Annotated in this window: 22 protein-coding genes and 1 riboswitch; of the genes, 8 read left to right on the top strand and 14 right to left on the bottom strand. The window is 72.6% G+C overall.

Annotated elements, in window-relative coordinates; translation table 11 throughout:
* Positions 1 to 19: 19 nt before the first annotated feature.
* Positions 20 to 142, bottom strand: a riboswitch (SAM riboswitch).
* Positions 143 to 165: 23 nt separating this feature from the next.
* Positions 166 to 1,710, top strand: a complete 1,545-nt coding sequence (locus KSK32_RS08815) for a PrsW family intramembrane metalloprotease (protein ID WP_216930220.1) — start codon at positions 166 to 168, stop codon at positions 1,708 to 1,710.
* A 27-nt stretch (positions 1,711 to 1,737) separates the two neighbouring features.
* On the opposite strand, the gene KSK32_RS08810 is transcribed toward KSK32_RS08815, so the two are convergent.
* Together KSK32_RS08810 and KSK32_RS08805 are read right to left on the bottom strand one after the other, a co-directional pair.
* Entirely contained in the window at positions 1,738 to 1,905 is a 168-nt protein-coding gene (locus KSK32_RS08810) for a hypothetical protein (protein ID WP_018787977.1), read from the bottom strand.
* Between the two features lie 77 nt (positions 1,906 to 1,982).
* Positions 1,983 to 2,330, bottom strand: a complete 348-nt coding sequence (locus tag KSK32_RS08805; protein ID WP_216930214.1) for a co-chaperone GroES — start codon at positions 2,328 to 2,330, stop codon at positions 1,983 to 1,985.
* Positions 2,331 to 2,502: 172 nt separating this feature from the next.
* Between KSK32_RS08805 and KSK32_RS08800 the strand changes: the two genes are divergently transcribed.
* A complete protein-coding gene (locus KSK32_RS08800; protein WP_374226743.1) occupies positions 2,503 to 3,777 on the top strand; it encodes an AI-2E family transporter in 1,275 nt (424 codons plus the stop codon).
* A gap of 52 nt (positions 3,778 to 3,829) precedes the next feature.
* Here the strand turns inward: KSK32_RS08800 and KSK32_RS08795 are convergent, their stop codons facing one another.
* Entirely contained in the window at positions 3,830 to 5,974 is a 2,145-nt protein-coding gene (locus KSK32_RS08795; RefSeq protein WP_216930210.1) for an ATP-dependent DNA helicase, read from the bottom strand.
* A gap of 124 nt (positions 5,975 to 6,098) precedes the next feature.
* On the opposite strand from KSK32_RS08795, the gene KSK32_RS08790 reads away from it, so the two are divergent.
* Positions 6,099 to 6,605: a DUF402 domain-containing protein gene (locus KSK32_RS08790; protein WP_216930208.1), complete on the top strand. Its 507-nt coding sequence runs from the start codon at positions 6,099 to 6,101 to the stop codon at positions 6,603 to 6,605.
* 6 nt (positions 6,606 to 6,611) lie between these two features.
* Here the strand turns inward: KSK32_RS08790 and sigJ are convergent, their stop codons facing one another.
* A complete protein-coding gene (gene sigJ, locus KSK32_RS08785) occupies positions 6,612 to 7,565 on the bottom strand; it encodes an RNA polymerase sigma factor SigJ (protein ID WP_216930206.1) in 954 nt (317 codons plus the stop codon).
* A 167-nt stretch (positions 7,566 to 7,732) separates the two neighbouring features.
* On the opposite strand from sigJ, the gene KSK32_RS08780 reads away from it, so the two are divergent.
* The 3 genes from KSK32_RS08780 (at position 7,733) to KSK32_RS08770 (ending at position 10,468) form a co-directional block, all read left to right on the top strand.
* Positions 7,733 to 8,683, top strand: a complete 951-nt coding sequence (locus KSK32_RS08780; protein WP_216930205.1) for a PPK2 family polyphosphate kinase — start codon at positions 7,733 to 7,735, stop codon at positions 8,681 to 8,683.
* Between the two features lie 149 nt (positions 8,684 to 8,832).
* Entirely contained in the window at positions 8,833 to 9,459 is a 627-nt protein-coding gene (locus KSK32_RS08775) for a DUF47 domain-containing protein (RefSeq protein ID WP_030504473.1), read from the top strand.
* 4 nt (positions 9,460 to 9,463) lie between these two features.
* Entirely contained in the window at positions 9,464 to 10,468 is a 1,005-nt protein-coding gene (locus tag KSK32_RS08770) for an inorganic phosphate transporter (RefSeq protein ID WP_216930203.1), read from the top strand.
* Between the two features lie 43 nt (positions 10,469 to 10,511).
* On the opposite strand, the gene KSK32_RS08765 is transcribed toward KSK32_RS08770, so the two are convergent.
* The 3 genes from KSK32_RS08765 to KSK32_RS33275 all read right to left on the bottom strand — a co-directional run bounded on the left by KSK32_RS08765 (position 10,512) and on the right by KSK32_RS33275 (position 12,719).
* On the bottom strand, positions 10,512 to 11,480 hold the full coding sequence (locus KSK32_RS08765; protein ID WP_216930201.1) for a Gfo/Idh/MocA family protein: 969 nt from the start codon (positions 11,478 to 11,480) through the stop codon (positions 10,512 to 10,514).
* A 61-nt stretch (positions 11,481 to 11,541) separates the two neighbouring features.
* Positions 11,542 to 12,129, bottom strand: coding sequence for a DinB family protein (locus KSK32_RS08760; protein ID WP_216930198.1), 588 nt, complete (start codon positions 12,127 to 12,129; stop codon positions 11,542 to 11,544).
* Positions 12,130 to 12,512: 383 nt separating this feature from the next.
* Positions 12,513 to 12,719 (bottom strand): hypothetical protein, encoded by a 207-nt coding sequence (locus KSK32_RS33275; protein ID WP_254187706.1) that lies wholly within the window; start codon positions 12,717 to 12,719, stop codon positions 12,513 to 12,515.
* Between the two features lie 219 nt (positions 12,720 to 12,938).
* On the opposite strand from KSK32_RS33275, the gene KSK32_RS08750 reads away from it, so the two are divergent.
* On the top strand, positions 12,939 to 13,766 hold the full coding sequence (locus KSK32_RS08750) for an NUDIX domain-containing protein (protein ID WP_216930196.1): 828 nt from the start codon (positions 12,939 to 12,941) through the stop codon (positions 13,764 to 13,766).
* 74 nt (positions 13,767 to 13,840) lie between these two features.
* On the opposite strand, the gene pstB is transcribed toward KSK32_RS08750, so the two are convergent.
* The 7 genes from pstB to KSK32_RS08715 form a co-directional block, all read right to left on the bottom strand.
* Positions 13,841 to 14,617 (bottom strand): phosphate ABC transporter ATP-binding protein PstB, encoded by a 777-nt coding sequence (gene pstB / locus KSK32_RS08745; protein ID WP_128136572.1) that lies wholly within the window; start codon positions 14,615 to 14,617, stop codon positions 13,841 to 13,843.
* A 20-nt stretch (positions 14,618 to 14,637) separates the two neighbouring features.
* Positions 14,638 to 15,726, bottom strand: a complete 1,089-nt coding sequence (gene pstA, locus KSK32_RS08740; RefSeq protein ID WP_216930194.1) for a phosphate ABC transporter permease PstA — start codon at positions 15,724 to 15,726, stop codon at positions 14,638 to 14,640.
* Positions 15,723 to 16,808 carry a phosphate ABC transporter permease subunit PstC gene (pstC, locus tag KSK32_RS08735; RefSeq protein ID WP_216930192.1) on the bottom strand — a complete coding sequence of 362 codons (1,086 nt, stop codon included), beginning with the start codon at positions 16,806 to 16,808 and terminating at the stop codon, positions 15,723 to 15,725. Before pstC ends, pstA begins: the two co-directional genes overlap by 4 nt.
* A 41-nt stretch (positions 16,809 to 16,849) precedes the next feature.
* Positions 16,850 to 17,953: a phosphate ABC transporter substrate-binding protein PstS gene (gene pstS, locus KSK32_RS08730; protein WP_216930189.1), complete on the bottom strand. Its 1,104-nt coding sequence runs from the start codon at positions 17,951 to 17,953 to the stop codon at positions 16,850 to 16,852.
* A gap of 233 nt (positions 17,954 to 18,186) precedes the next feature.
* Complete coding sequence (gene mshD / locus KSK32_RS08725) at positions 18,187 to 19,125, bottom strand: mycothiol synthase (RefSeq protein WP_216930187.1); 939 nt, start codon at positions 19,123 to 19,125, stop codon at positions 18,187 to 18,189.
* Positions 19,126 to 19,192: 67 nt separating this feature from the next.
* Positions 19,193 to 20,047, bottom strand: a complete 855-nt coding sequence (locus tag KSK32_RS08720; RefSeq protein WP_216935930.1) for a polysaccharide deacetylase family protein — start codon at positions 20,045 to 20,047, stop codon at positions 19,193 to 19,195.
* 150 nt (positions 20,048 to 20,197) lie between these two features.
* The gene (locus tag KSK32_RS08715; protein ID WP_196806757.1) at positions 20,198 to 20,917 is read right to left on the bottom strand and encodes a response regulator transcription factor; all 720 of its coding nucleotides are present in this window, start codon (positions 20,915 to 20,917) and stop codon (positions 20,198 to 20,200) included.
* Positions 20,918 to 21,162: 245 nt separating this feature from the next.
* On the opposite strand from KSK32_RS08715, the gene KSK32_RS08710 reads away from it, so the two are divergent.
* On the top strand, positions 21,163 to 22,212 hold the full coding sequence (locus tag KSK32_RS08710) for a hypothetical protein (RefSeq protein WP_216930185.1): 1,050 nt from the start codon (positions 21,163 to 21,165) through the stop codon (positions 22,210 to 22,212).
* Positions 22,213 to 22,264 lie beyond the last annotated feature (52 nt).

Raw genomic sequence — 22,264 nt, 5'->3', positions numbered from 1 at the left:
CCAGGCGGTGCCGGGACGGGGTCCGCGCTTGCCCGGCACGCGGAGCGGCACCGGGCCCGGTCATCACCCGGGGCACCCCACCGCGAACCTCGACGAGGGTTGCCGGCCAGCAAGCCGGGGCTTGACGCTGGCGCTCGTGACCTGTCCGGGAGCATAGCCCGCACGATGCGACCGGACCAGTGGGTCGTGGGTGACTACGCTGACCGCATGGCCGACACCCCGCCCGGCGCAGCCCCGCCGCCACCGCATGCGCCCGCCGCCCCGCCGGGGGCGCCGACGCCCCGGATGCCGCTGCGCCGGCTCGGCTGGCGGCGCTTCCTGGTGCTGGCCGGCGTGGTGCTGCTGATCGCGGCCGGTGCGCTGTTCATGGTGTTCACGCTCGGCGAGAGCCTGGGCGCCGAGGCACTGCTGGTGGGTGTGATCGCGGCGGTCCTGCCGGTGCCGGTGCTGGTCTTCTGCTTCCTCTGGCTCGACCGGTACGAGCCGGAGCCGCTGAAGTACCTGATTTTCTGTTTCGCCTGGGGCGCCTTCGTCTCCACCGCGATCTCGCTGCTGGTGAACACCGGGGCCGCGGGGCTGTTCGACGACTGGGGGCTGCCCGCCGCGCTGACCGCGGTGCTGGTCGCGCCGTTCATCGAGGAGCTGACCAAGGCAGCCGGCCCGCTCCTGGTGCTGATCTTCCGGCGCCGGGAGTTCTCCGGCATCACCGACGGCCTGGTCTACTGCGGGCTCTCCGCGGTCGGCTTCGCCATGGTGGAGAACATCCTCTACCTGGGCGGGTACGGCTACCGCACCGGCGTGGAGCAGTACGGCCCGGCCACCGGCGCGCAGCAGGTGATCGCGATCTTCATCGTCCGGATCCTGCTGTTCGGCTTCGCCCACCCGCTGTTCACCTCGATGACCGGCGTCGGGCTGGGCGTCGCCGCGCGTACCGCCGACCGGCGGGTACGGGTGCTCGCGCCGCTCGCCGGGCTGCTGCTGGCGATGATCCTGCACGGCACCTGGAACCTGCTGCCCTCGCTGGCCCAGGCCACCGGGGAGACCGTGATCGTGCTCTACGGCTACATCGGCGTGATGGTGCCGATCTTCTTCGCGATGGTCGGGCTGGCGGTCTGGCTGCGCGCCTGGGAGGGCCGGCTGACCGAGCGGACGCTGCCGGACTACGTCCGCGCGGGCTGGCTCACCCCGCCCGAGGTGGCGGCGCTGGGCAGCCTGGGCCGGCGGCACGCGGCGCGCACCTGGGCGCGGCGGGTCGCCGGTGACGGCGGGGTACGCGCGATGCGCGGCTACCAGTTCGCCGCGACCCGCCTGGCGCTGCTGCGGGACGGGATGCGCCGAGGGCTGGACCGCAAGCCGGAGGAGCGGGAGCGGACGGCACGGGAGGAACGGGAGCTGCTGGACGCGATCACCGCGTACCGGTCTTTCTTCGTCGGTCGTGACCCGCAGGCGCCGGTCGGGGTCTGGGACGGTCAGCGCTACCACCTGCGGTTCCCGGACGGTTCGCAGCGCCCGGTGGAGGCGCCGGACGACCCGGTGGTGCCGATCCCGGTGGTGCTGGCCCAGCCGCCCGCCTTCCCCCAGGGCGGCTACGGCCCGAGCGTTCACGGCCCGGCCGGCTACGGCCCGGCCGGCTGGCACGGCGGCCCCGGTGCCGGGCACGGCCCGAGCGGCTGGCACGACCCGGGCGCGCCCTGGCACCCCGGGCGCTGAGGCCGGTCGGCTCGCCGGGGGCGCCAGTCAGCTCATCAGGCCGGTCAGGAAGTCGCCGAGCCCCTGGGCGATGGCCATCAGCGCGCCACCGATGCCCTTGAACATCTGCGCCGCCCCGTCCGGCCGGAACGCCATGAAGTAGATCAGGAACGCGAGGAATCCCCAGGCGAGGATCTTCTTGATCACTACCGGCATGGTGTCCCTCCCCAGGGCGCGCTGAGGTGCCTGGGCTTCCCGCCGGGCAGCGCCGCAAACAGCGCCGCAGGTGGGGGCTAAAGGTAGAGACCGGTGGAGCCGGCGGCGGCGGTCTCCACCCGCTCGGCCGCCACGGCGTGCACGTCCCGCTCGCGCAGCAGCACGTACGCCCGTCCGTGCAACTCGACCTCGGAGCGGTCGTCCGGGTCGAACAGCACCCGGTCGCCGGCCACGATCGCGCGGACGTTCGGCCCGACGCCGACCGCCGTGGCCCAGGCCAGCCGCTTGCCCACCGCGGCCGTCGCGGGAATCACGATGCCGGCGGTGGAGCGGCGTTCCCCCTCCGCGCCCTCGGTACGCACCAGCACGCGGTCGTGCAGCAGGCGGATCGGCAGGCCGGCGTCGAGATTCTGGTCGGCGGTCACGCGAAGACGCTACCGCGTGGTCGCGGATCGATCCCGGTGTGGTTGGTGAGAGCGCCGGGCGGGCAATGTGTGGCCGAGTCGCCCTAGGGTGGGGCGTACGTACGTATCCTGTGCCCCCTGCGAACTGGTGGGGCTGACTTTGCCGGAGGTGCGCTTGAGCCGCTTCGAGCGGATGCGCGGACGGCTCCGCCGCGCGTACGAGTCGGGCCGGGAGACGGCCCGGACCCGGCGGGCCGCCGCGGAGGTGGAGGACGCGGACGTGGCCTCGCCCGCCGCGCCGGGGCCGCCCGCCGCGCCGGACGCGACGGTCGTGGGCGCCGCGTCACCGGCGGCGCTGCACTCCTCGACGGTGAGCCGGGACGACACGGAGGTGCCGCACGCGCTGCGCATCGCCGCCGCGTGGTGCTGGCGCCTGATCGTGATCGGCATCGTGACCTGGGCCCTGCTCAAGATCGTCGGCACCATCAGCATCGTGATCATCCCGTTGACCGTCGCGCTGCTGCTCTCCGCGCTGCTCGCCCCGGCGGTCGGCTGGCTGCTGCGGGCCCGGCTGCCCCGCTCGCTGGCGACCGCCGTGGTGCTGGTCGGCGGCCTGGCAGCTGTAGTCGGGACGCTCACGCTCGTGGTGAACGAGTTCATCAAGGGCGTACCGGAGCTGAGCGAGAAGTCCTCTGAGGGCGTCCGGCAGATCCAGGACTGGTTGAAGACCGGGCCGCTGCACCTGTCCGACAGCCAGCTCGACCGCTACATCGACGAGGCACAGAACTGGATCAACGGCAACACCGAGCGGTTCACCAGCGGTGCGATAAGCACCGCCGCCACGCTCGCCGAGGTGCTCACCGGCACGGTCCTGGTGCTGTTCGCCACGTTCTTCTTCCTCCGTGACGGCAACGCCATCTGGCGGTTCATCGTCCGGCTGCTGCCGGTCGCGGCGCGGTGGAAGGTCGACGACGCCGGGCGCGCGTCCTGGGCGACGCTCGGCGCCTACGTACGCGCCACCGTGCTCGTCGCGTTCATCGACGCCGTCGGCATCGGCATCTTCCTGGTGGCGTTCGACATCCCGTTCGCGTTCCCGCTGGCCGCGCTGGTCTTCCTCGGCGCGTTCATCCCGATCGTCGGCGCGTTCCTGTCCGGCGTGGTCGCCGTACTCGTGGCGCTGGTCGACAGCGGTCCGGGCATCGCCCTGGTCATCCTGGCCGCGGTGGTCGGCGTGCAGCAGATCGAGGGACACGTGCTCCAGCCACTGATCATGGGCAGGGCGGTGGCCATCCACCCGCTCGCCGTGATCATCGGCATCGCCGCCGGAGTGGTGCTCGCCGGCATCGCCGGTGCGCTGGTCGCGGTGCCGCTGATCGCCGTCCTCAACACCGCGGTGCGCCGCCTCGCCGCGCGTACCGTGCCGGACACCCCACCGGACGCGGTAGTGGTCGCCTCCCAGGCGCCCTGACCCGGCACGACCCGCCGACGCCCGCGTCACCCCGCCCGGGGAGGCGCGGGCGTCAGCTCTTGGCGAGCCGTTCCAGCGCGCCCCGGGCCACCTCCGGGCGGGTGGTGTACCAGAACGGCGGCAGCGAGCGCCGCAGGAACGGGCCGTACCCGCGCGCCGTCTCCAGCCGCGAGTCGAGCACCGCCACCACGCCCCGGTCGCCGGTGGCCCGGATCAGCCGGCCGACACCCTGGGCCAGCCGGACCGCCGCGATCGGCACGCTCACCGCCGCGAAACCCGAGCCGCCACCGGCGTCCACCGCCGCCGCCCGCGCCGCCGCGAGCGGCTCGTCCGGCCGGGGGAACGGCAACCTGTCGATCACGACGAGCTGGCAGGCGTCGCCCGGCACGTCCACCCCCTGCCAGAGCGACATCACCCCGAACAGGCAGCTCTCCCGCACCTCGCGGAACCGGCGCACCAGCAGCGGCAGCGCCTCCTCACCCTGGAGCAGCACCGGCAGGTCGGTCCGCGCGCGGACCAGCTCCGCCGCCTGCTGCGCGGCCCGTCGCGACGAGAAGAGACCGAGGGTACGACCACCGAGCGCCTCGACCAGCGCCAGCAGCTCCTCACCCGCCGGTCCGGGCAGCCCGGAGACGCTGGGGCGGGGCAGGTGCGCGGCGACGTACAGGATGCCCTGCCGGGCGTAGTCGAACGGCGAACCGACGTCGAGCGAACTCCAGCCCGGCCCCTCGGTCGCCGGGACGGTGCCGATCGACGCCCGGCTGCCCTCGGTGGCGGCCACCGGGGGCGCGACCGGGGAACGGCCCGCGGCGGCAGCGGTGGCGAGCGCGGCGGCGGCCGGGGACGGCGGGGCGGGCGGCGGCGCGTCCAGCCCCAGCGCCCGGGCCACCGTGTCGAAGCGCCCGCCCAGCGCCAGCGTCGCCGAGGTGGCGACCACCGTGCGCTCGTCGTACAGGTGGGTGGCGAGCGTGCCCGCCACCGACAGCGGCGCGACGACGAGCGCGCGGCGACTGCCGTTGTCCGGCTTCTCGACCCACGCGACGTCGTGGTCGGCCTCCTCCAGCAGCCGCTGGGCGGTGGTGGACAACTCGTCCAGCACCGCCTTGGCCTGCTGCTTGCGTACCGGATCGGGGTCGTCGGACTTCACGTCGCCGATCGCCTCCAGCGCGGCCCGGGTCGCCGAGTCCAGGAGCGTGCACGCCTCGCGCAGCGCGGGCGGCAGACCGGCGGTCAGCCGCCCGGCGGGCGCCTCGGCCAGCCCCACCGCCAGCGCGTCACCGGCCTCGGTGAGCCGCTCGGCCAGGTCGGGGCGCAGCAGCGGCCGCGCGCGCCGGGTGGACCTGTCGATCAGCTCCGGCACCAGCTCGGCCTGGGCGGCCGAGGAGACCCGGTCGGCCAGCTCGTGCGCCTCGTCCACCACGAGCAGCTTGTGCGGCGGCACGATGTGCCGCCCGGCGAGCATGTCGACGGCGAGCAGGCTGTGGTTGGTGACCACGATGTCGGCCTCGCGGGCCCGCGCCCGGGACGCCTCCGCGAAGCACTCCTGCCCGAACGGGCAGCGGCTCGCGCCGACGCACTCCCGGGCCGGCATGGACACGCCGCGCCACACCTGGTCGTCCACGCCCGGGTCCAGCTCGTCCCGGTCGCCGGTGGCGGTCTCCTCGGCCCAGTCGCGCAGCCGCTGCACCTGCTTGCCCAGGCGGCCCGCCTCGCCGAGCCACCCGGTGCCGCCGCCACCGGACCGCGGCGCGTCGAACAGCGCGTCGTCGGGCTCGTCCTCGACGGAGCTGTCCAGCCGGGCCAGGCAGAGGTAGTGGTGACGCCCCTTCAGCACGGCGAAGGTGGGCCGGCGGCCCAGCACCGGCTCGACCGCGTCGGCCAGCCGGGGCAGGTCGTGCTCGACGAGCTGGGACTGCAACGCCAGCGTGGCGGTGGAGACCACCACCGGCCCGTCCACTGTCAGCGCCGGTGCGAGGTACGCCAGGGACTTGCCGGTGCCGGTGCCGGCCTGCACCAGCAGGTGCTCGCCGGAGGCGATGCTGCGCTCGATCGCCTCGGCCATCTGCTGCTGACCCGGCCGGGCCGCGCCGCCCGGAACCGCGCCCACAGCGGCGGTCAGCAGCTCCCCCGCACCGGCGCGGCCACTGCGGCGCTTCTTCGGGACGGCCGGGCCGGTGGCGGTGCGGGACGGGGTCACCGTGCGACCGTACCCGCCGGCACCGACGGGGGTCCGGCCGCTCCGGCGGCGTGGCGGGACGGCGGGTCGCGTCCGGTTACCTCCCGATCGCGTGGCGTGGCCGGAATCGGTTAGGGTGCCAGGCATGCCGAGCGACGTGGTCCGCGTGATCTACCGCAAGTACGACGGCAGCGCCCACCGCGACTACCCGGCCCGCCGGCTCGCCGAGGACGACCTCGGCGTCTGGCTCGGCGTGCCCGCCGGCACCGAGTCCGTCTACCACGGCCGCCCGTCGGTCGAGCAGATCCCGTTCGTCCTGCTGGTGCCGCACCACGGGTGGTGGACCGGCATGTTCAACCCGCCGCCGCGCACCAGCGAGGTCTACTGCGACATCGCCACCCCGGCCCGCTGGGAGGGGGAGGACACCGTCCACCTGATCGACCTCGACCTGGACGTGGTGCGCCGCCGGGAGACCGGCCTGGTCGAGCTGCGCGACGAGGACGAGTTCGCCGTGCACCGGGCCCGCTGGGGCTACCCGGAGGACGTGGTCACCGAGGCCGAGGCCGCGTCCCGCTGGCTGCTCGGCGCGCTCGGCGACGGCACCGAGCCGTTCGCCACGTCGTACCGGAAGTGGCTGGCAGTGGTGGCCTGAACCGGCTCACCAGCGCGGCGGCCAGACGGCGTCCGGCCCCAGCGGCGGCAGCTCGCCGACCTTGTCCGGGTTGAGCTGGTTGAACACGCCGGTGACCCGCCCCTCGTGGATCGCGAACGAGGTGACCATCCGGATGGTCCGCCCGTCCCGGTGGAGGAACTCCGACTGCCACCCCAGCGTCCCGTCCACCAGCACCGGCCGGCCCCGCAGGCCACCCCGCTGCCGCGCCTGGCCGTACAGCGCGAGGAGCAGGCGGCCGACCGAGTCGGTGCCGACCACCGGCCGGGTTCCGGCCGGGAAGTGACCGCCGGCGTCGCCGATCGACACGACGTCCGGGGCGAGTACGCGGACCAACTGCTCCAGCTCGCCCGACTCCACCGCCGCGGCGAACGCGGCGAGCACCCGCCGCTGCTCGGCGATGTCGGCGCTGTGCCGGGGCGCGTCCGGCCCGTGCACCGCCCGGCGGGCCCGGGACGCAAGCTGACGCGCCGCCTCCGGTGTCACCGCGAGCACGTCCGCCACGTCGGAGAACGGCACCGCGAACACGTCGTGCAGGACGAACGCCACCCGCTGCTCCGGCGTCAGCCGTTCCAGCACCACCAGCAGCGCGGTGCCGAGCTGGTCGGCCCGCACCGCCCGCTCGGCCGGGTCGGGCGCGAACCCGTCCGCCGCCGGCAACGCTGTCACCACCGGCTCGGGGAGCCACTGACCGGGGTACGCCTCCCGGCGTACCCGGGCGGAGCGGAGTACGTCCAGGCAGAGCCGGGAGCAGGTGGTGATGAGCCAGCCCCGCAGATCGCGTACGCGGGCGCGCTCCTCCGGATCGCTCAACGCGCCGGCGAAACGCAGCCAGGTCTCCTGCACCGCGTCCTCGGCCTCGCTGCGGCTTCCGAGCATCCGCTGCGCGACCGCCAGGAGACGCCCTCGTTCCGCCTCGAACTCCCCCGTCAGTTCGTCCACCCGCCCATTCTCCCGCGCCCGCACCCGTCGAGGCACCCCGCCCACCTCTGCCGATCTTGCACCTGCCGCCCCGGCAAACGGTGCTTTCCGGACGCGCCAGGGACCGCAACCGCAAGATCGGCCCAGTGGGGCGAGCGGGGAAGGGCTCCGGGGGTGAGGATCGGGGGATGAGTGAGGTGGTGGGGCCTGTTGGCGGGCCGATGCGGGAACTGCTGCGAGTGGCGCCGGGGACTGTGGATCTGGCGGCTGTTGATCCTCGGTCGACGCCGGGGCTGCCGGCGGCGGCCGGTCTCGGACCGGCGCGCAAGGAGTGGGCACGGGCCCAGGTCGAGCTGATCGGCGCGGAACTCGGGCGGCAGCAGGAGATGCTGTACGCCTCGGCGCAGGATGCCGCCGGGCCGGGCAGCGCCACCAGCGCGCCGGCCCAGGCGGACGCCGGGCTGGACGGGAACCGCCCGCGGCGGGTGCTGCTGGTGCTCCAGGCGATGGACTGCGGCGGCAAGGACGGCACGGTCAAGCGGGTGGCGGGCGCGATGAACCCGCTCGGGCTGCACATCCGCTCGTTCGGGCCGCCGACCGGGGAGGAGCTGCGGCACGACTTCCTCTGGCGGGTACGCCGGGCGCTGCCGCCGCCCGGATACGTGGGCGTGTTCAACCGCTCGCACTACGAGGACGTGCTCATCGCCCGGGTGGAGGGGCTGGTCGACGAGGCGACCTGGCGGTCCCGGTACGCGGTCATCAACGACTTCGAGCGGGAACTGGCCGAGCAGGCGGTCACAGTGGTGAAGGTCATGCTGCACATCTCGTACGCCGAGCAGGGCGAGCGGCTGATGGAGCGGCTCACCGACCCGACGAAGTTCTGGAAGTACAACCCGAGCGATCTGGACACCCGGGCCCGTTGGGGCGATTACCAGGCCGCGTACGCCGAGGCTCTGGAGCGTTGCGGCACTGACGCCGCGCCGTGGTTCGTGGTGCCGGCGGACCGCAAGTGGTACCGGGACTGGGCGGTCGCCCACCTGCTGCGGGAGACGTTCGACGGGTTGGATCTGGGGTATCCGCCTGCCGATTTCGACGTCGAACGGGAGCGTGACCGGTTACGGAGCCAGCGCCGTCCGTGATCAGGTGAACAGAAGGTTAACGGGCGGTGAATCGGGCCTGACCAGGGGTGGGCCGATCGAAGGCGGGTTCGGCGCGGTCCCTAGCATGCGCAGAGCAGACGCCCGGGGGGCGACGGCCACCCTTCCACCGACACGACGAGGTCCGTGCTGTGAAGTTTTCCTTCCGTCCCACCGAGGGCGCCTTCTACGAGCTCTTCACCAGGGCCGCGCAGAACCTGGTGAAGGGGACCGACCTGCTCAACGAGCTGGGACTGCCCGGTGCCGACGTCCAGTCGATCAGCGAGCGGCTGACCGACATCGAGCACGACAGCGACCAGATCACGCACGAGCTGTACAAGAAGATCAACTCCACGTTCATCACGCCGTTCGACCGGGAGGACATCTACCGGCTGGGCTCGCTGCTCGACGACGTGATGGACCACCTGGAGGCGGTCGGCAACCTGCTCTACCTGTACGGCCTGACCAAGCTCCCGTCGCTTCCGCGCGAGCTGCACGAGCTGGTCAACGTGCTCGACCTGCAGGCCAAGCTCACCGCCGAGGCGATGCCCCGGCTGAAGTCGATGAAGGATCTCGAGGACTACTGGATCGAGTGCAACCGGCTCGAGAACGACGGCGACCAGGCGTACCGGATGCTGCTGGTCCGCCTCTTCTCCGGTGAGTACGACGCGCTCACGGTGCTGAAGATGAAGGAGGTGGCCGACGAACTGGAGGCCGCCTGCGACGCCTTCGAGCACGTCGCCAACACCGTCGAGACCATCGCGGTCAAGGAGTCCTGATCCCGTGAGTCCCGAACTCATCGCCGTGCTGGCGGTGATCGCGGTCGCCATGGCCTTCGACTACACGAACGGCTTCCATGACGCGGCGAACGCGATCGCCACCAGCATCTCGACCCGGGCGCTGACCCCCCGGATCGCGCTCGCGCTGGCCGCCGTCGGCAACTTCGTCGGCGCGCACTTCGGTGCCGGCGTCGCCAAGACGGTCGGCGACGGCCTGGTCACGCTGCCCACCGGGGTGGAGAGTCTCGGCGTGGTCTTCGCCGGTGTGCTCGGCGCGATCATCTGGAACCTGATCACCTGGTACTTCGGCCTGCCCTCGTCCTCCTCGCACGCCCTCTTCGGCGGCCTGGTCGGCGCGACCCTGTTCGCTGCGGACGGCATCGTCCAGTGGGGCACCATCATCGAGAAGGTCCTCATCCCGATGGTGCTGTCGCCGGTGGTCGGCCTGGTGCTCGGCTTCCTGGTGATGCTGGGGATCATGTGGCTGTTCCGGAAGGGGCAGCCCGGCAAGCTCAGCCGTGGCTTCCGCTGGGCGCAGACCGCGTCCGCCGCCGCCATGTCGGTCGGCCACGGCATGCAGGACGCCGCCAAGACCATGGGCATCATCGTGCTGGCGCTCTACACCGGCGGCTTCCAGGAGAGCAAGACGCACATCCCGGGCTGGGTCTTCTGGACCTCCGCCGCGATGCTGGCCGCCGGCACGTACGCGGGCGGCTGGCGCATCATCCGTACGCTCGGCCGGAAGATCATCGACCTCGGCCCGGCGGAGGGCTTCGCGGCCGAGACCGTCGCCAGCGCGGTGCTCTACTTCAACGCACTGGTGCTGAAGGCGCCGATCTCCACCACGCACACGATCACCTCGGCGATCATGGGTGTGGGCGCGACGAAACGGCTCTCCGCGGTGCGCTGGAACGTGGCGGGCAACATCGTGATCGCCTGGATCATCACGTTCCCGGCCGCCGCCGCGATCGCCTGCCTCTCGTACCTGCTGGTCCGGCCCCTGTTCTGAGTGCACTGACGCCGAGGGGTTCCCCGCCGTGGCGGGGAACCCCTCACGCGTAGGAGACGCCGATCCGGGCCTTGATGTCGTCGATGAGGCCCATCACCTCGAGCGTGGCGGCGTGCGGCACCAGCGGGCTCTCGGTCAGCCCGGCCGCCAGGCAGCGCTGCACCTCGATCGCCTCGTACTGGTAGCCGCCGCCGGTCAGGTCCGCCGGGATCGTCTCCGGTTCGGTGCCGGCCCGGTGCAGCACCACGTGCGCGGGCCGGAAGAACAGCTCGGGCAGGTCGATCCGGCCGGTCGTACCGGTGATCGACGCGGTGATCGCCGTCGCGCCGACCATGCCGCAACTGAGCGTGGCCACCGCGCCGGAGTCCCAGCCGAGCACCATGCCGGTGTTCTCGTCCACCGCCTCCGGGGTCAGCTTGGCCCACGCCTGCACGTGCTGCGGCGCGCCGAGCACCAGGTGGGCCAGACTCAGCGGGTACACGCCGAGGTCCAGCAGCGCACCGCCGCCGAGCGTGCGGGCCCGCATCCGGTGCTCCGGCGGGAACGGGCCGGCCACGCCGAAGTCCGCCCGTACGTGCGTCACCTCACCGATCGCGCCGTCCCCGATCAGCTCCAGCACGCGCAGGATCAGCGGGTTCGTCCGCATCCACATGGCCTCCATGAGGAACAGCCCTCGGGCGCGGGCCGTCTCCACCAGCTCGGTGGTGGTCGGCAGGTCCAGCGTGCACGGCTTCTCCACCAGCACGGCCTTGCCGCCGGCCAGGCACGCCAGCGCCGCCTCGTGGTGCGCGGCGTGCGGTGTGGCCACGTAGATCGCGTCCAGGTCCGGGTCCGCGGCCAGTTCCGCCCACGAGGCGTACGCCCGCGGCACGTCGTGCCGGCGCGCGAACAGCTCGGCGCTCTCCCGGGTACGCGAGCCGACCGCGACCAGCTCGGCGTCGGGCACCAGCCGCAGATCCTCGGCGAAGCGGGCGGCGATGTTTCCGGTGGCCAGGATTCCCCAACGCGTCATGCCCGGCACGCTATCTTCTGCTGCTCCGCGACCGGCAGGGAGATCCACCCGTCGGGACGGCTCACCGGCGGGTGTCGGCGGCGGCGCGGGCGGCCCGCTCGATCATCGCCCGCCGCGCCGTCAGCGTCGGCTGGCCGGGTTCCAGGTGCGCGTACTCGGCCCATGCCCCGGTCGAGCCGTCGAGCTGCTCGCGCAGGATGTCGGCGTGTCCGGCGTGTCGGCTGGTCTCGGTCAGCACGTGCACCATGACGTTGAACAGCTTGACGTGCGGGCGGGGCCACCACGGCACGTGGCCGGGCGCGTCGATGGGGAGGGCGTCGATCGTCGCGTCCGCGTGCTCCGACGCCCGCCGGTAGCGGCCGATCACCTCCTCGCGGGTCTCGTGCTCGCTCGCCCACATGTCGGTGCCGTCCGGATCCGGGGCGTCCCACCGCGGCAACGGCTCCGGGAACGGCCTGCCGAACACCTCGCCGAGGTATCGGGCCTGCGACATCGCCAGGTGCTTGACCAGGCCGAGCAGGTTGGTGCCGGACGCGGTCAGGGGACGGCGCACGTCGTACTCGGACAGCCCGTCGAGCTTCCACAGCATCGCCTCGCGGATCTGGCGCAGGTCGTGGTGCAGGTACTCCTTCGCGAAATCGTCGATCACGGGTCACGACCCTGCCAGGCGCGGCCGGGCGCCGCAGCCCCGTGCCCAGCGCCGCCGGGCCGTCCGGCGGCGCTGGGACCGGTGCGGGAGGAGGGTTTGCCGCCTCTGTCGCTGAGCCCTCGGACCGTCCACCTGATGTCGGGGCTCCGGCGCACACGGAGCGTGCAGATTGCTCAGCGTGACGGCAGTTGTCTGCCTGCTCGTCAGGACGGTGTCCAGAAGGGATTTATCGGACAGAACCCCGGCCTGCTCCCGGATCGGTGACGGTCCTCTCCGCCCCTTTGCTCTGCAGCCTTTTGCGCACCGCTCGCGGAGGGTCACCGTTGCGGATTCGGCTGCAGAGCAAAGGCGGCGGAGGAGTGTCCCACCGGCCGGGCGAGAAACTACACAGTGTGATTGGTTCGCCGCTTGTGGAGCGCGGGCGCATGCGCCGGCGGGCACGACCGGAGTGCCTGGTGGTCGAGCTGCGGAGGACTGGTGAGAACCGTGAATCGCGCGCCGGGTTGCTCCTCCTTCGCGCGGGTGACGAGACGGGGTGCGGGTGCGACATCCACCCCCTCGACGTTCTCGAAGCCCCACCGTACGAGCAGCCCCGCCAGCCGACCGTAACCGCACCCGTAGTCGAGAACGCGTGATGCCGTCCAGCCACAGACGTTCGACCGGGTGGCCGAAAGCCTTCGCGGTACCCGTGGAATTCCAGTATCCCGCCTGGTTGTCGAGATCCGTCACACGACGAGCATCCCGCAACCGGGCGAGGACGCCATCGGGCGGCGGGGCGGCGTCGCGCGGTACGGCACTAGGCTCGGCGCATGACGATCGACGGCTTCGCCGCACCCCCCGCCCTGGTGGAGCACGCCCGCCGATTCCGGGCCGAGGGCGCCGTGCCCGCCGTACCCCGGGTCGCCGCCACCGTCCTGCTGCTCCGCCCGGCCGGTGACCGATTCGAGGTCTACATGATCCGCCGGGTGGCCGCGATGACGTTCGGCGGCATGTACGCCTTTCCCGGCGGCGGGGTGGACCGCTCCGACTCGGAGGCGCACCTGGGCTGGGCCGGCCCGGAACCGGCGTCCTGGGGGGAGCGGCTCCGGCTCGACCCGTCCGCCGCGCAGGCGGTGGTGTGCGCCGCCGCTCGCGAGGTCTTCGAGGAGGCGGGCGTGCTGCTCGCCGGTCCGGACCCCGACACGGTCGTCGGCGACGTGAGCGGCGACGACTGGGAGGCGGCCCGGCAGGATCTGGAGGGGCGGCGGGCCGGCTTCGCGGACCTGCTGGCCGGTCGGGGCCTGACGCTCCGGTCCGACCTGCTGCTGCCGTGGAGCCGGTGGATCACCCCGGAGTTCGAGCCGCGCCGCTTCGACACGTACTTCTTCCTCGCCCTGCTGCCCGCGGGGCAGCGGACCCGGGACGTCTCCGGCGAGGCCGACCACACGCTGTGGCTGCGACCGGCGGACGCCCTGGCCCGGGCGGAGGCCGGCGAGCTGACCATGCTGCCGCCGACCATGGTCACGCTCGCCGAGGTCGCCGCCGCGGGCGACCTCGCCGACGTGGCCCGCGCGGCGGCGGAACGAGACCCGGGTACGCCGATCATGCCGTACATCGAGGGACTGGATGGCGCCGAGCCCAGCTTCCGCCTGCGCTGATCGCAGGGGCCGGCGGTGTTAAGAAGGGCCCCTTCCTCTACCGGAGGCGTTAACAGGGGGCCCCTCCTTACACCTCAGCCGAAGCGGCCGGTGATGTAGTCCTCGGTCTTCTTCTGGGCCGGGTTGCTGAAGATCTTCTGGGTGTTGTCGTACTCGATGAGGCGGCCCGGGTCGCCGGTCTTCTCGATCGAGAAGAAGGCGGTCCGGTCCGACACCCGGGCGGCCTGCTGCATGTTGTGCGTGACGATGATGATGGTGAACTTGTCCTTGAGCTGGAACATCAGATCCTCGATGGCCAGCGTCGAGATCGGGTCCAGCGCCGAGCACGGCTCGTCCATCAGCACCACCTGCGGCTCGACCGCGATGGTGCGGGCGATGCAGAGCCGCTGCTGCTGACCGCCGGACAGGCCCGCGCCGGGCTTGCCGAGGCGATCCTTCACCTCGTCCCACAGGTTCGCCGAGCGGAGCGCCTTCTCGGCCGCCTCCTCCAGGATCGACTTGCGCCGGACGCCGTTGAGCCGCAGACCCGCCACCACGTTCTCGAAGATGCTCATGGTGGGGAACGGGTTCGGCCGCTGGAAGACCATGCCGATCATCCGGCGGACCGCAGTGACGTCCACGTCGCGGTCGTAGATGTCCTGGTCGTCGATGGTCAGGCTGCCCTCGACCCGGGCACCGGGCAGCACCTCGTGCATCCGGTTGATCGACCGCAGGAACGTGGACTTGCCGCAGCCGGACGGCCCGATCAGGGCGGTGACGGTCTTCGGCTCGACGGTCAGGTTGATGTTCTCGATCGCCTTGAACCCGCCGTAGTAGGCGGTCACGTTCGTGGCTTCGATGCGCTTGGCCATGGTGGCGGTACCTCCGGGGTTCATCGGCTGAGCCGGTTACGACGGGCCAGCAACTTCGCCGCGACGGTGAGGACGAGGACGAGGGCGACCAGGGTCAGCGCCGCGGTCCACGCCCGGGCCGGCGAGTACCTCGACGCCTCGCCGGCCTGCTGGTAGACGAAGAGGGCCAGCGACGACTGGTTGTTCTCGAACGGGTTGAAGTTGATCGCCGCGCCGCCGCCGGCGACGAGCAGCACCGGCGCCGTCTCACCGGCGGCCCGCGCGATGGCGAGCATGATGCCGGTGACGATGCCGGGCAGCGCGGTCGGCAGCACGACCCGCAGGATGGTCTTCCACTTCGGTACGCCCAGGGCGTACGCGCCCTCACGCAGCGGCGCGGGCACGAGGCGGAGCATCTCCTCGGTGGAGCGGACCACAGTGGGCAGCATCAGCACGCTCAGCGCCAGCGCGGCGGCGAATCCGGAGAAGCCCGGCCGGCCGTCGTTGAACCACGGCGACACGATCAGCACCCAGAAGGCCAGCACGAACAGGCCGGTGACGATGGACGGGATGCCGGTCATCACGTCCACGAAGAAGCGGATGGTGAACGCGAACCGGCCCCGGCCGTACTCGACGATGTAGATCGCGCAGAGCACGCCGAGCGGCACCGTGATCAGGGTGGCGATGCCCACCTGCTGCAACGTGCCGACGATCGCGTGGTACGCGCCGCCGTTGGCGTCCCGCGACCCGATGTTGTTCATCGAGGTGCCGAAGAAGTTGGCGTCCAGCCGCTCGGAGCCCTTGCTGACGAGCGTCCAGACCACCGAGGCCAGCGGCAGCACCGCGAGCACGAACGCGGAGTGGATCAGCGCGCTCCAGGTGCGGTTGCGGGCCGACCGGCGGCCCTCCACCGCGTTGGCCGCGACGAAGAGACCGGCCAGGTAGAGCAGCGCGCCGACTACCACGACCAGGACCGGGCCGCCGATGCCGGCGCCGTACACCAGGGCCGCCGCGAGCAGCAGCGCCGCGACGGCGATGGCCGGAGCGGCGTACGCGGGAAGCCGCCTCGCCCGCAGCGTGGCCGGCTGGGCCGACGGGCGCGGGCGGCGGGGGGTGAGGGTAGTGGTCATGCGGCCGACTCCGTGAACTCGCGCCGCCGGTAGATGATCGCCCGGGCGGTGATGTTGACGATCAGCGTGATCGCGAACAGCACCAGGCCGGAGGCGATCAGCGCGCCTCGGCCGGTGTCGTTCGCCTCGGCGAACCGGTTGGCGATGTTCGCGGCGATCGAGTTGCCGCCGCTCTGCAGGATGTTGAACGAGATGGCGTACGTCGAGCCGAGTGTGAGCGCCAGCGCGATGGTCTCGCCGAGCGCCCGGCCCAGGCCGAGCATCACCGCGGCGATCACGCCCGGCCGCCCGTACGGCAGGACCGCGGTGCGGATCATCTCCCAGCGGGTGGCGCCGAGCGCGAGCGCGGCTTCCTCGTTGGCGGTCGGGGTCTGCCGGAACACCTCGCGGGACAGCGAGGTGACGATCGGCAGCACCATGATGGCGAGCACCACGGACCCGAGCAGGATCGAGTTGCCGTACGGGCCGTCGCCGAAGATCGGGATCCAGCCGAAGTACTTGTTCAGCCAGGCGGACAGGTCGGCGACCGGCTGGGCGAAGTAGTCCCGCCCCCAGAGGCCGAAGACCACGCTCGGCACGGCGGCCAGCAGGTCGATCAGGAAGCCCAGGGCGTTGCCGAGCCGCCGGGGAGCGTAGTGCGACAGGTACAGGGCGATGCCCAGCGCGACCGGCACCGCCATGAGCAGCGCCAGCAGCGAGCTCAGGACCGTGCCGAAGGCGAGCGCGCCGATGCCGAACTGCGGCGGGTTGTCGTTCGGGAACCAGCCCTCGAACGTCCAGAACGACTCGGTGTTGGCCTGCAGTGCCGGGACGGCCTTGGCAATCAGGAAGATCGCGATGGCCGCGATGACCACCAGGACCGTGGTGCCGGCGGCCAGGGTCAGGCCGCGGAACGCCCGTTCCGCGCCGAAGGCGCGGGCCCGGGGGAGGGCACCGCCGCCGCCGAGGCCACCGTCGGGGCGGCCCGGGTTACCGGGGCGCTCGGCCACACGCGCCGAGGCACCGGCGGGTCGCTCGTGACTCGGGGTCACGGGGTTCCCGCCGGTGCCGGCGTGCGCCGAGCGGTGAGGGGTGTCACCCATCTGCTCGCTCGCTTCGTGTTGAGGAGGTGTCGGTCAGAGCGTCAGGAGAGGCTCTTGACCGCGGCCTCGACCTTGGTGCGGACGGTCTCGGGCAGCGGCGCGTAGCCCAGCTCGACGAGCTCCTTCTGCCCCTCGGCGCTGGCGGCGTGGCCGAGCAGGCCCTTGACCAGCGGCAGCTTGTCGGCGGCGAGGCCCTTGCTGCAGACGATCTCGTAGGTCGCCAGGACGATCGGGTACGCCCCGGCCTCCTTGGTGTTGTAGTCGATCGACATCTTCAGGTCGTTGCCCTGACCCTCGAACTTGGCGCCGGCGATGGTCTTGCCGGCCGAGTCGCCGGTCAGCTCGACGAACTCGCCGTTGCCGTTCTTGATCTTCGCCATCTTCAGGTCGGAGTTCTCGGCGTACGACCACTCGACGTAGCTGATGGTGCCGTCGGTGCTCTTGACCTTGCTGGCCACACCGTCGGACTTGGCCGCGCCGACGCCGCCCGGGGCCTTCCACGCCTTGGAGTTACCGAGCGTCCAGTCCGCCTCGGCGGTCTTGGAGAGGTACTTGGTGAAGTTGTCGGTGGTGCCCGACTCGTCGGAGCGGTGCACCGCCTGGATCGCGGTCGACGGCAGCGTGGCGTCCGGGTTGTCGGCCTTGATCGCCGCGTCGTCCCACTTGGTCACCTTGCCCGCGAAGATCTTCGCCAGGGTGGCCGGGCTGAACTGAAGGTTGTCCGCGCCGCTGACGTTGTAGACGACGGCGACCGGGCCGATGACCATGGGCAGGTTGAGCGCCTGGCCGCCGGCGCACTTGGCGTCGGCCTGCGGCTGCTCCTCCGGCTTGAGGGCGGAGTCCGAACCGGCGAAGTCGGCGGTGCCGGCGATGAACGCCTGGATGCCGGCGCCCGAGCCGCTGGGCTCGTAGTTGATCGTGGTGCCGGAGCACTTCTGCTGGTAGGCCTTGATCCACTCGGCCATGGCGTTCTTCTGGGCGGAGGAGCCCTGTGCGTTCAGCGTGCCCGTGGCGCAGTCCACCGCGGCGGCGGAGCCGGAGCCGGAGGCGCCGGCCGGCTCGTTGTTGTCCGAGCCGCAGGCGCTGAGACCGAGAACCGCGGTAAGAGCGAGACAGGCGATGGCGCCGTGCCGCTGGAGCTTCACTTGAGGGGTTTCCCTTCACGTCTTTGGTCAGGTCGCCCGGGGTGCCGGGGGCCGGCGCTGACCGGCTGACACGAAAGGTAGGAGGGCCAGGTGGACGGTTCGCCGGACGTAAGTGAACGCACGGTGAACAGGTCCGGCCGGCGAAGTGGCCGTATGCTGAGGAGGGGTTGTCCATTTCGTGAACTAGCAGCCCGGCATCGCCTTTGTGGCGATTTTCCGGGGTCGGCGGGCGCTCAGCCGAGCTGGTAGTTGACGTGCGCGGACCAGCGCGCGAAGCCGAGCCGCTCGTAGAGCGCGACAGCGGCGGTGTTGCTCTCGTCCACGTAGAGCATCACCCGGTCCAGCCCGCGCTCGTCGCGCAGGTGGGTCAGGCCGGCGGCGGTGAGCACCCGGCCGAGTCCGCCCCGGTGCGCGGACGGGTCGACGCCCAGCACGTAGACCTCGCCGATGCGGGCCGACCCCGGCCGCTCGTGCACCTTGGTCCAGTGAAAGCCGAGCAGACGCCCGGTGGCGGAGTCGACGGCGAGCAGGAAGCCGGCTCTGTCGAACCACGGCTCCGCGATGCGGACGCGCAGGTCGTCGAGCGTCCACCGGCCCTGCTCGGGGTGCTGGGCGAAGGCGGCGTTGTTCACCGCCAGCCAGGCCTCGTCGTCCTCGCCCGGACGGAACCCGCGCAGCGTCACGCCGTCCGGCACGACCGGCGCCGGTAGCTCGGCGGTCAGCGGACGGCGCATCTGGAAGAGCACCCGCGCCCGGGCGAAGCCCAGGTCGACGGCCAGCGCGGCGGCCGACGGGTGGTCGCCGTGCGCCCAGGCGCGCAGCGGCCCGGAGGCGGCGGCCACCACGCCACGGGCCAGAGCCCGGCCGGAACCCCGCCGCCGGTACGCGGGGTGCACGACCATCTCCACCCCGACTCCCTCGGCCGGGGCGGTGGTGTCGAGGTGCGCGTACCCGGTGAGGGTGCCGTCGGTGGTCCGGGCGGTGAGGTGCACGGCGGGCGCCTCGGGGTCGCGCAGGCGCAGCAGCACGTGCTCGTCGAGCGGGTCGGCGCCGTCGGCGTCACCGGCGGCCCGGGCCAGCGTCAGCACCTCGGTGACCTCGTCCGGCGTCAGCCGGTCCGCCCAGGTGACCCGGTCGGCGGCGGGACCACTCGTCGGCTCGGTGCTGCTCATCTGAGTCACGGTAGCGGCAGGCGGGCCGCGGTTCGCGCCGGACGGCGACGGCGATCGGTGGCGCTCGTCACGGACTGCCGACCGGCAGCGGCTCCAGCGCGAACCGGAACACCAGTTCGGGCAGGAGTCGCTGCAACGCGCTGACGGTGCCGGACCGGTCCCCGCCCGCGTCGTGCATGAGCACGATCGCGCCGGGGCCCACCTGCGAGCGGACCAGTGCCTCGATGGCGGTGGCGCCCGGCGCCCTCCAGTCCGACGGGTCCACGTTCCAGTGCAGCGGGGTGAGATTCAGGTCGGCGCAGGCCGACATGACCGAAGGCGTCCAGGCCCCGCCGGGCTGGCGGTAGTACTCGATCCGCGCGTCGGGCGCGACGGCCAGGATCGCGTCGCTGGTGCGCAGCAGGTCGGCCCGGATCATCGCCGGTGATCGCTTGCCCAGTCTGACGTCGTGGTTCCAGGAGTGGTTGCACAGCGTGTGGCCCTCGGCCACGATCGACCGGACCAGATCGGGGTGGGCCTCGACGTTCTCGCCGACGACGCAGAACGTCGCCTTCACGCCGTACTGGGCCAGCAGCGCGAGCACCTGCGGCGTCCAGCGGGGATCGGGGCCGTCGTCGAAGGTCAGCGCGACGCCGGTCGAACCGGTGGTGACCAGGGCGCCGTACGGGCCGTCGCCGCCGGGCTCCATCGGGGCGGCGTCCGGCGCGGCGTCGGGGCCCGGCCGGGCGCTGGCCGTGCCGTCCGGGAAGTCGGTGGAGGGTGGCTGGTCGCCGTAACGCGGTCCGGTGAGCGTGGTGGCGACCCCGGCGGCCGACGGATGCGGGTCGGGCACCAGGCTGCGGCCCAGCGCGAAGGCCGATCCGAGCAGGCCGGCGAGCACCACTGTCACGAGTCCGAAGGCGCGCAACGTCGAGCCCCGCATCAGCGGCACCGGCCGTTCGTCGCCCCCGTGTCCACCGCACGCACCGCCGCCCCCTTAGCCCGACAATTCCGGCAGCCAGGATATGGCTGACTGATCGGGCAAAAAGGGCGTATGGGTAAAGTGCCCTCTAGTGGGGCGGGGCGTGGGCGGTCAGACGGGCAGCGGGGCGGGCTCCGACTCCGGCAGTGAGCGCGACGGCGGGACCACGAACTTGTAGCCCACCTGGCGGACGGTGCCGATCATCGACTCGTACTCCGAGCCGAGCTTGGCGCGCAGCCGCCGCACGTGCACGTCCACCGTCCGGGTGCCGCCGAAGTAGTCGTAGCCCCAGACCTCGCGCAGCAACTGGTCCCGGGTGAACACCCGCCCCGGGTGCTGGGCCAGGAACTTCAACAGCTCGAACTCCTTGTACGTGAGGTCGAGCGGGCGGCCCTTCAGCTTGGCGGCGTACGTGTCCGGGTCGATGTTCAGCTCGCCGGCCCGGATCGAGCCGCCCGCGCCTGCGGTGGCGTTGCTGATCCGGCCCACCGCGAGCCGCAGCCGGGCCTCCACCTCGGCCGGCCCGGCGCCGGCCAGGATCACGTCGTCGACGCCCCAGTCCGCGTTCAGCGCGATCAGCCCGGCCTCGGTGACGACCGCGACGAGTGGTACGCCGAGCCCGGTGGCGTGCAACATCCGGCAGGTGGCACGCGCCTCGCTCAGTTCGGAGCGGGCGTCCACCAGGACGGCGTCCGGGGTCGGGCCGGAGACCAGCGTGCGGACGTCGCGGGGTGCGGTGCGAACCGAGTGCGGCAACAGGTCGAGTGCCGGCAGCACCGCCGACGGCTCGCCGGCCCGCGCGGTCACGAGCAGCAGGAGCTCCACGATCACCTCCGTCCCGGCGGCCCTTCGGCCGCACGCGACCAGCAACACGCCCGGGTGCGGGCGGCGCTGTGAACTTGCGTGGGTCCCGGCGTCGTCGACGGGCGGGTAACGGCCTGAGCGTAACCGATGGACCGGACGTCACCTTCGCGCGATTTACCGTTTGCCCTTTCTGCCCTCGATCGCGGCGCAGGTTTTAACGTCGACGAAACCGGGGCCTCCGCCGAGCCGCCCGGGTCTGGCACGATCGGGGCGTGTTTCCCTCCACCTCGCGCGACACCGGTCGTGACCCGTGGGCCGACGAGCCGCCGACCGGCTCGTCCGCCCCCGCCCGTGGCTACCCGCCCGCCCCGCGCACCGGGCCCGCGGACGAGGAAGGTGACCGACCGGAACGCAAGGGCCCGCGCCGGCTGCGCAAGGGCGGCCCCGGCCGGCGTCCCGACGACGAGTCCGACGAGGAGCCCGAGGAGGAGGTGCCGCCGGTCCCGGTCCGCCGCCCGCTGGCGCTCACCGTCGCCGGCTTCGCCGCGCTGCTCGGCGTCGGCCTCGTGCTTGGCGCGCAGACCTCGGGCCCGGGGCACCGGCTGCCGTTCGCCGCGATCATCTTCGGCGTCCAGCTGCTGTTCGTGCTGGCCTGGACGATGGCCATGCGGCCGCCCGCGCTGCTCGTCGTCGCGCTCGTCAGCGCCGCGACGGCGGTGATCGCCGACGTCGCCGCCGTGCAGTCGGACATCGCCGGCCTGGCCCCGCTCGGTTACGCCGCCGCAGCCGGGCTTCTGCTCGCCGTGCTGGGGCAGCTCGTGCGGCGGGTGGACCGGGTCCGGGTGACCGACTCGCTCGGCGGCACCCTGCTCATCGTGGTGGGCGTGGTCGCGTTCGCCACGCTCATCGTGCTCAGCCGGATCCCCAAGGGCACCCAGGCCATCACGGTCTGCCTCACCGCCGCCGGGGTGGCGTTGCTCGTCGCCCGGCTCACCGACGCGGTGGCACCGTGGCCCCGGCTCGCCCCGCAGGTGCCGCGCGGCGCGGCGGGCGTGGTCGTCGGCGCCATGCTCGGCACGCTCACCAGCGCCGTGCTCGGCAGCTACCTGGTCGGTTTCACCCCGACCAGCGCCGCCCTGGTCGGCGTGGTCAGCGCGGCCACCGCCGTCCTGGCCGACCTCGCGGTGGGGTACGCCGAGGCGGGCCGCCTGATGGCCGGTGAACCGCCGACCATGTGGGTGGCCCGGCACATGCAGGGGCCGCTGGGCGGGTTCGCGCTGGCCGCGCCCGCCGCGTACGCGATGTGCGTGCTGTTCCTGTGACGCGGTTGGGGCGGATTCGACTCGGGTAAGTACGGTTGCGCCGCGAGGCGCG

Origin of the sequence: Micromonospora sp. WMMB482, assembly GCF_019038635.1 — a bacterium.
Classification (GTDB): domain Bacteria; phylum Actinomycetota; class Actinomycetes; order Mycobacteriales; family Micromonosporaceae; genus Micromonospora; species Micromonospora marina.
This window is presented reverse-complemented; position numbering and strand designations above follow the sequence as displayed.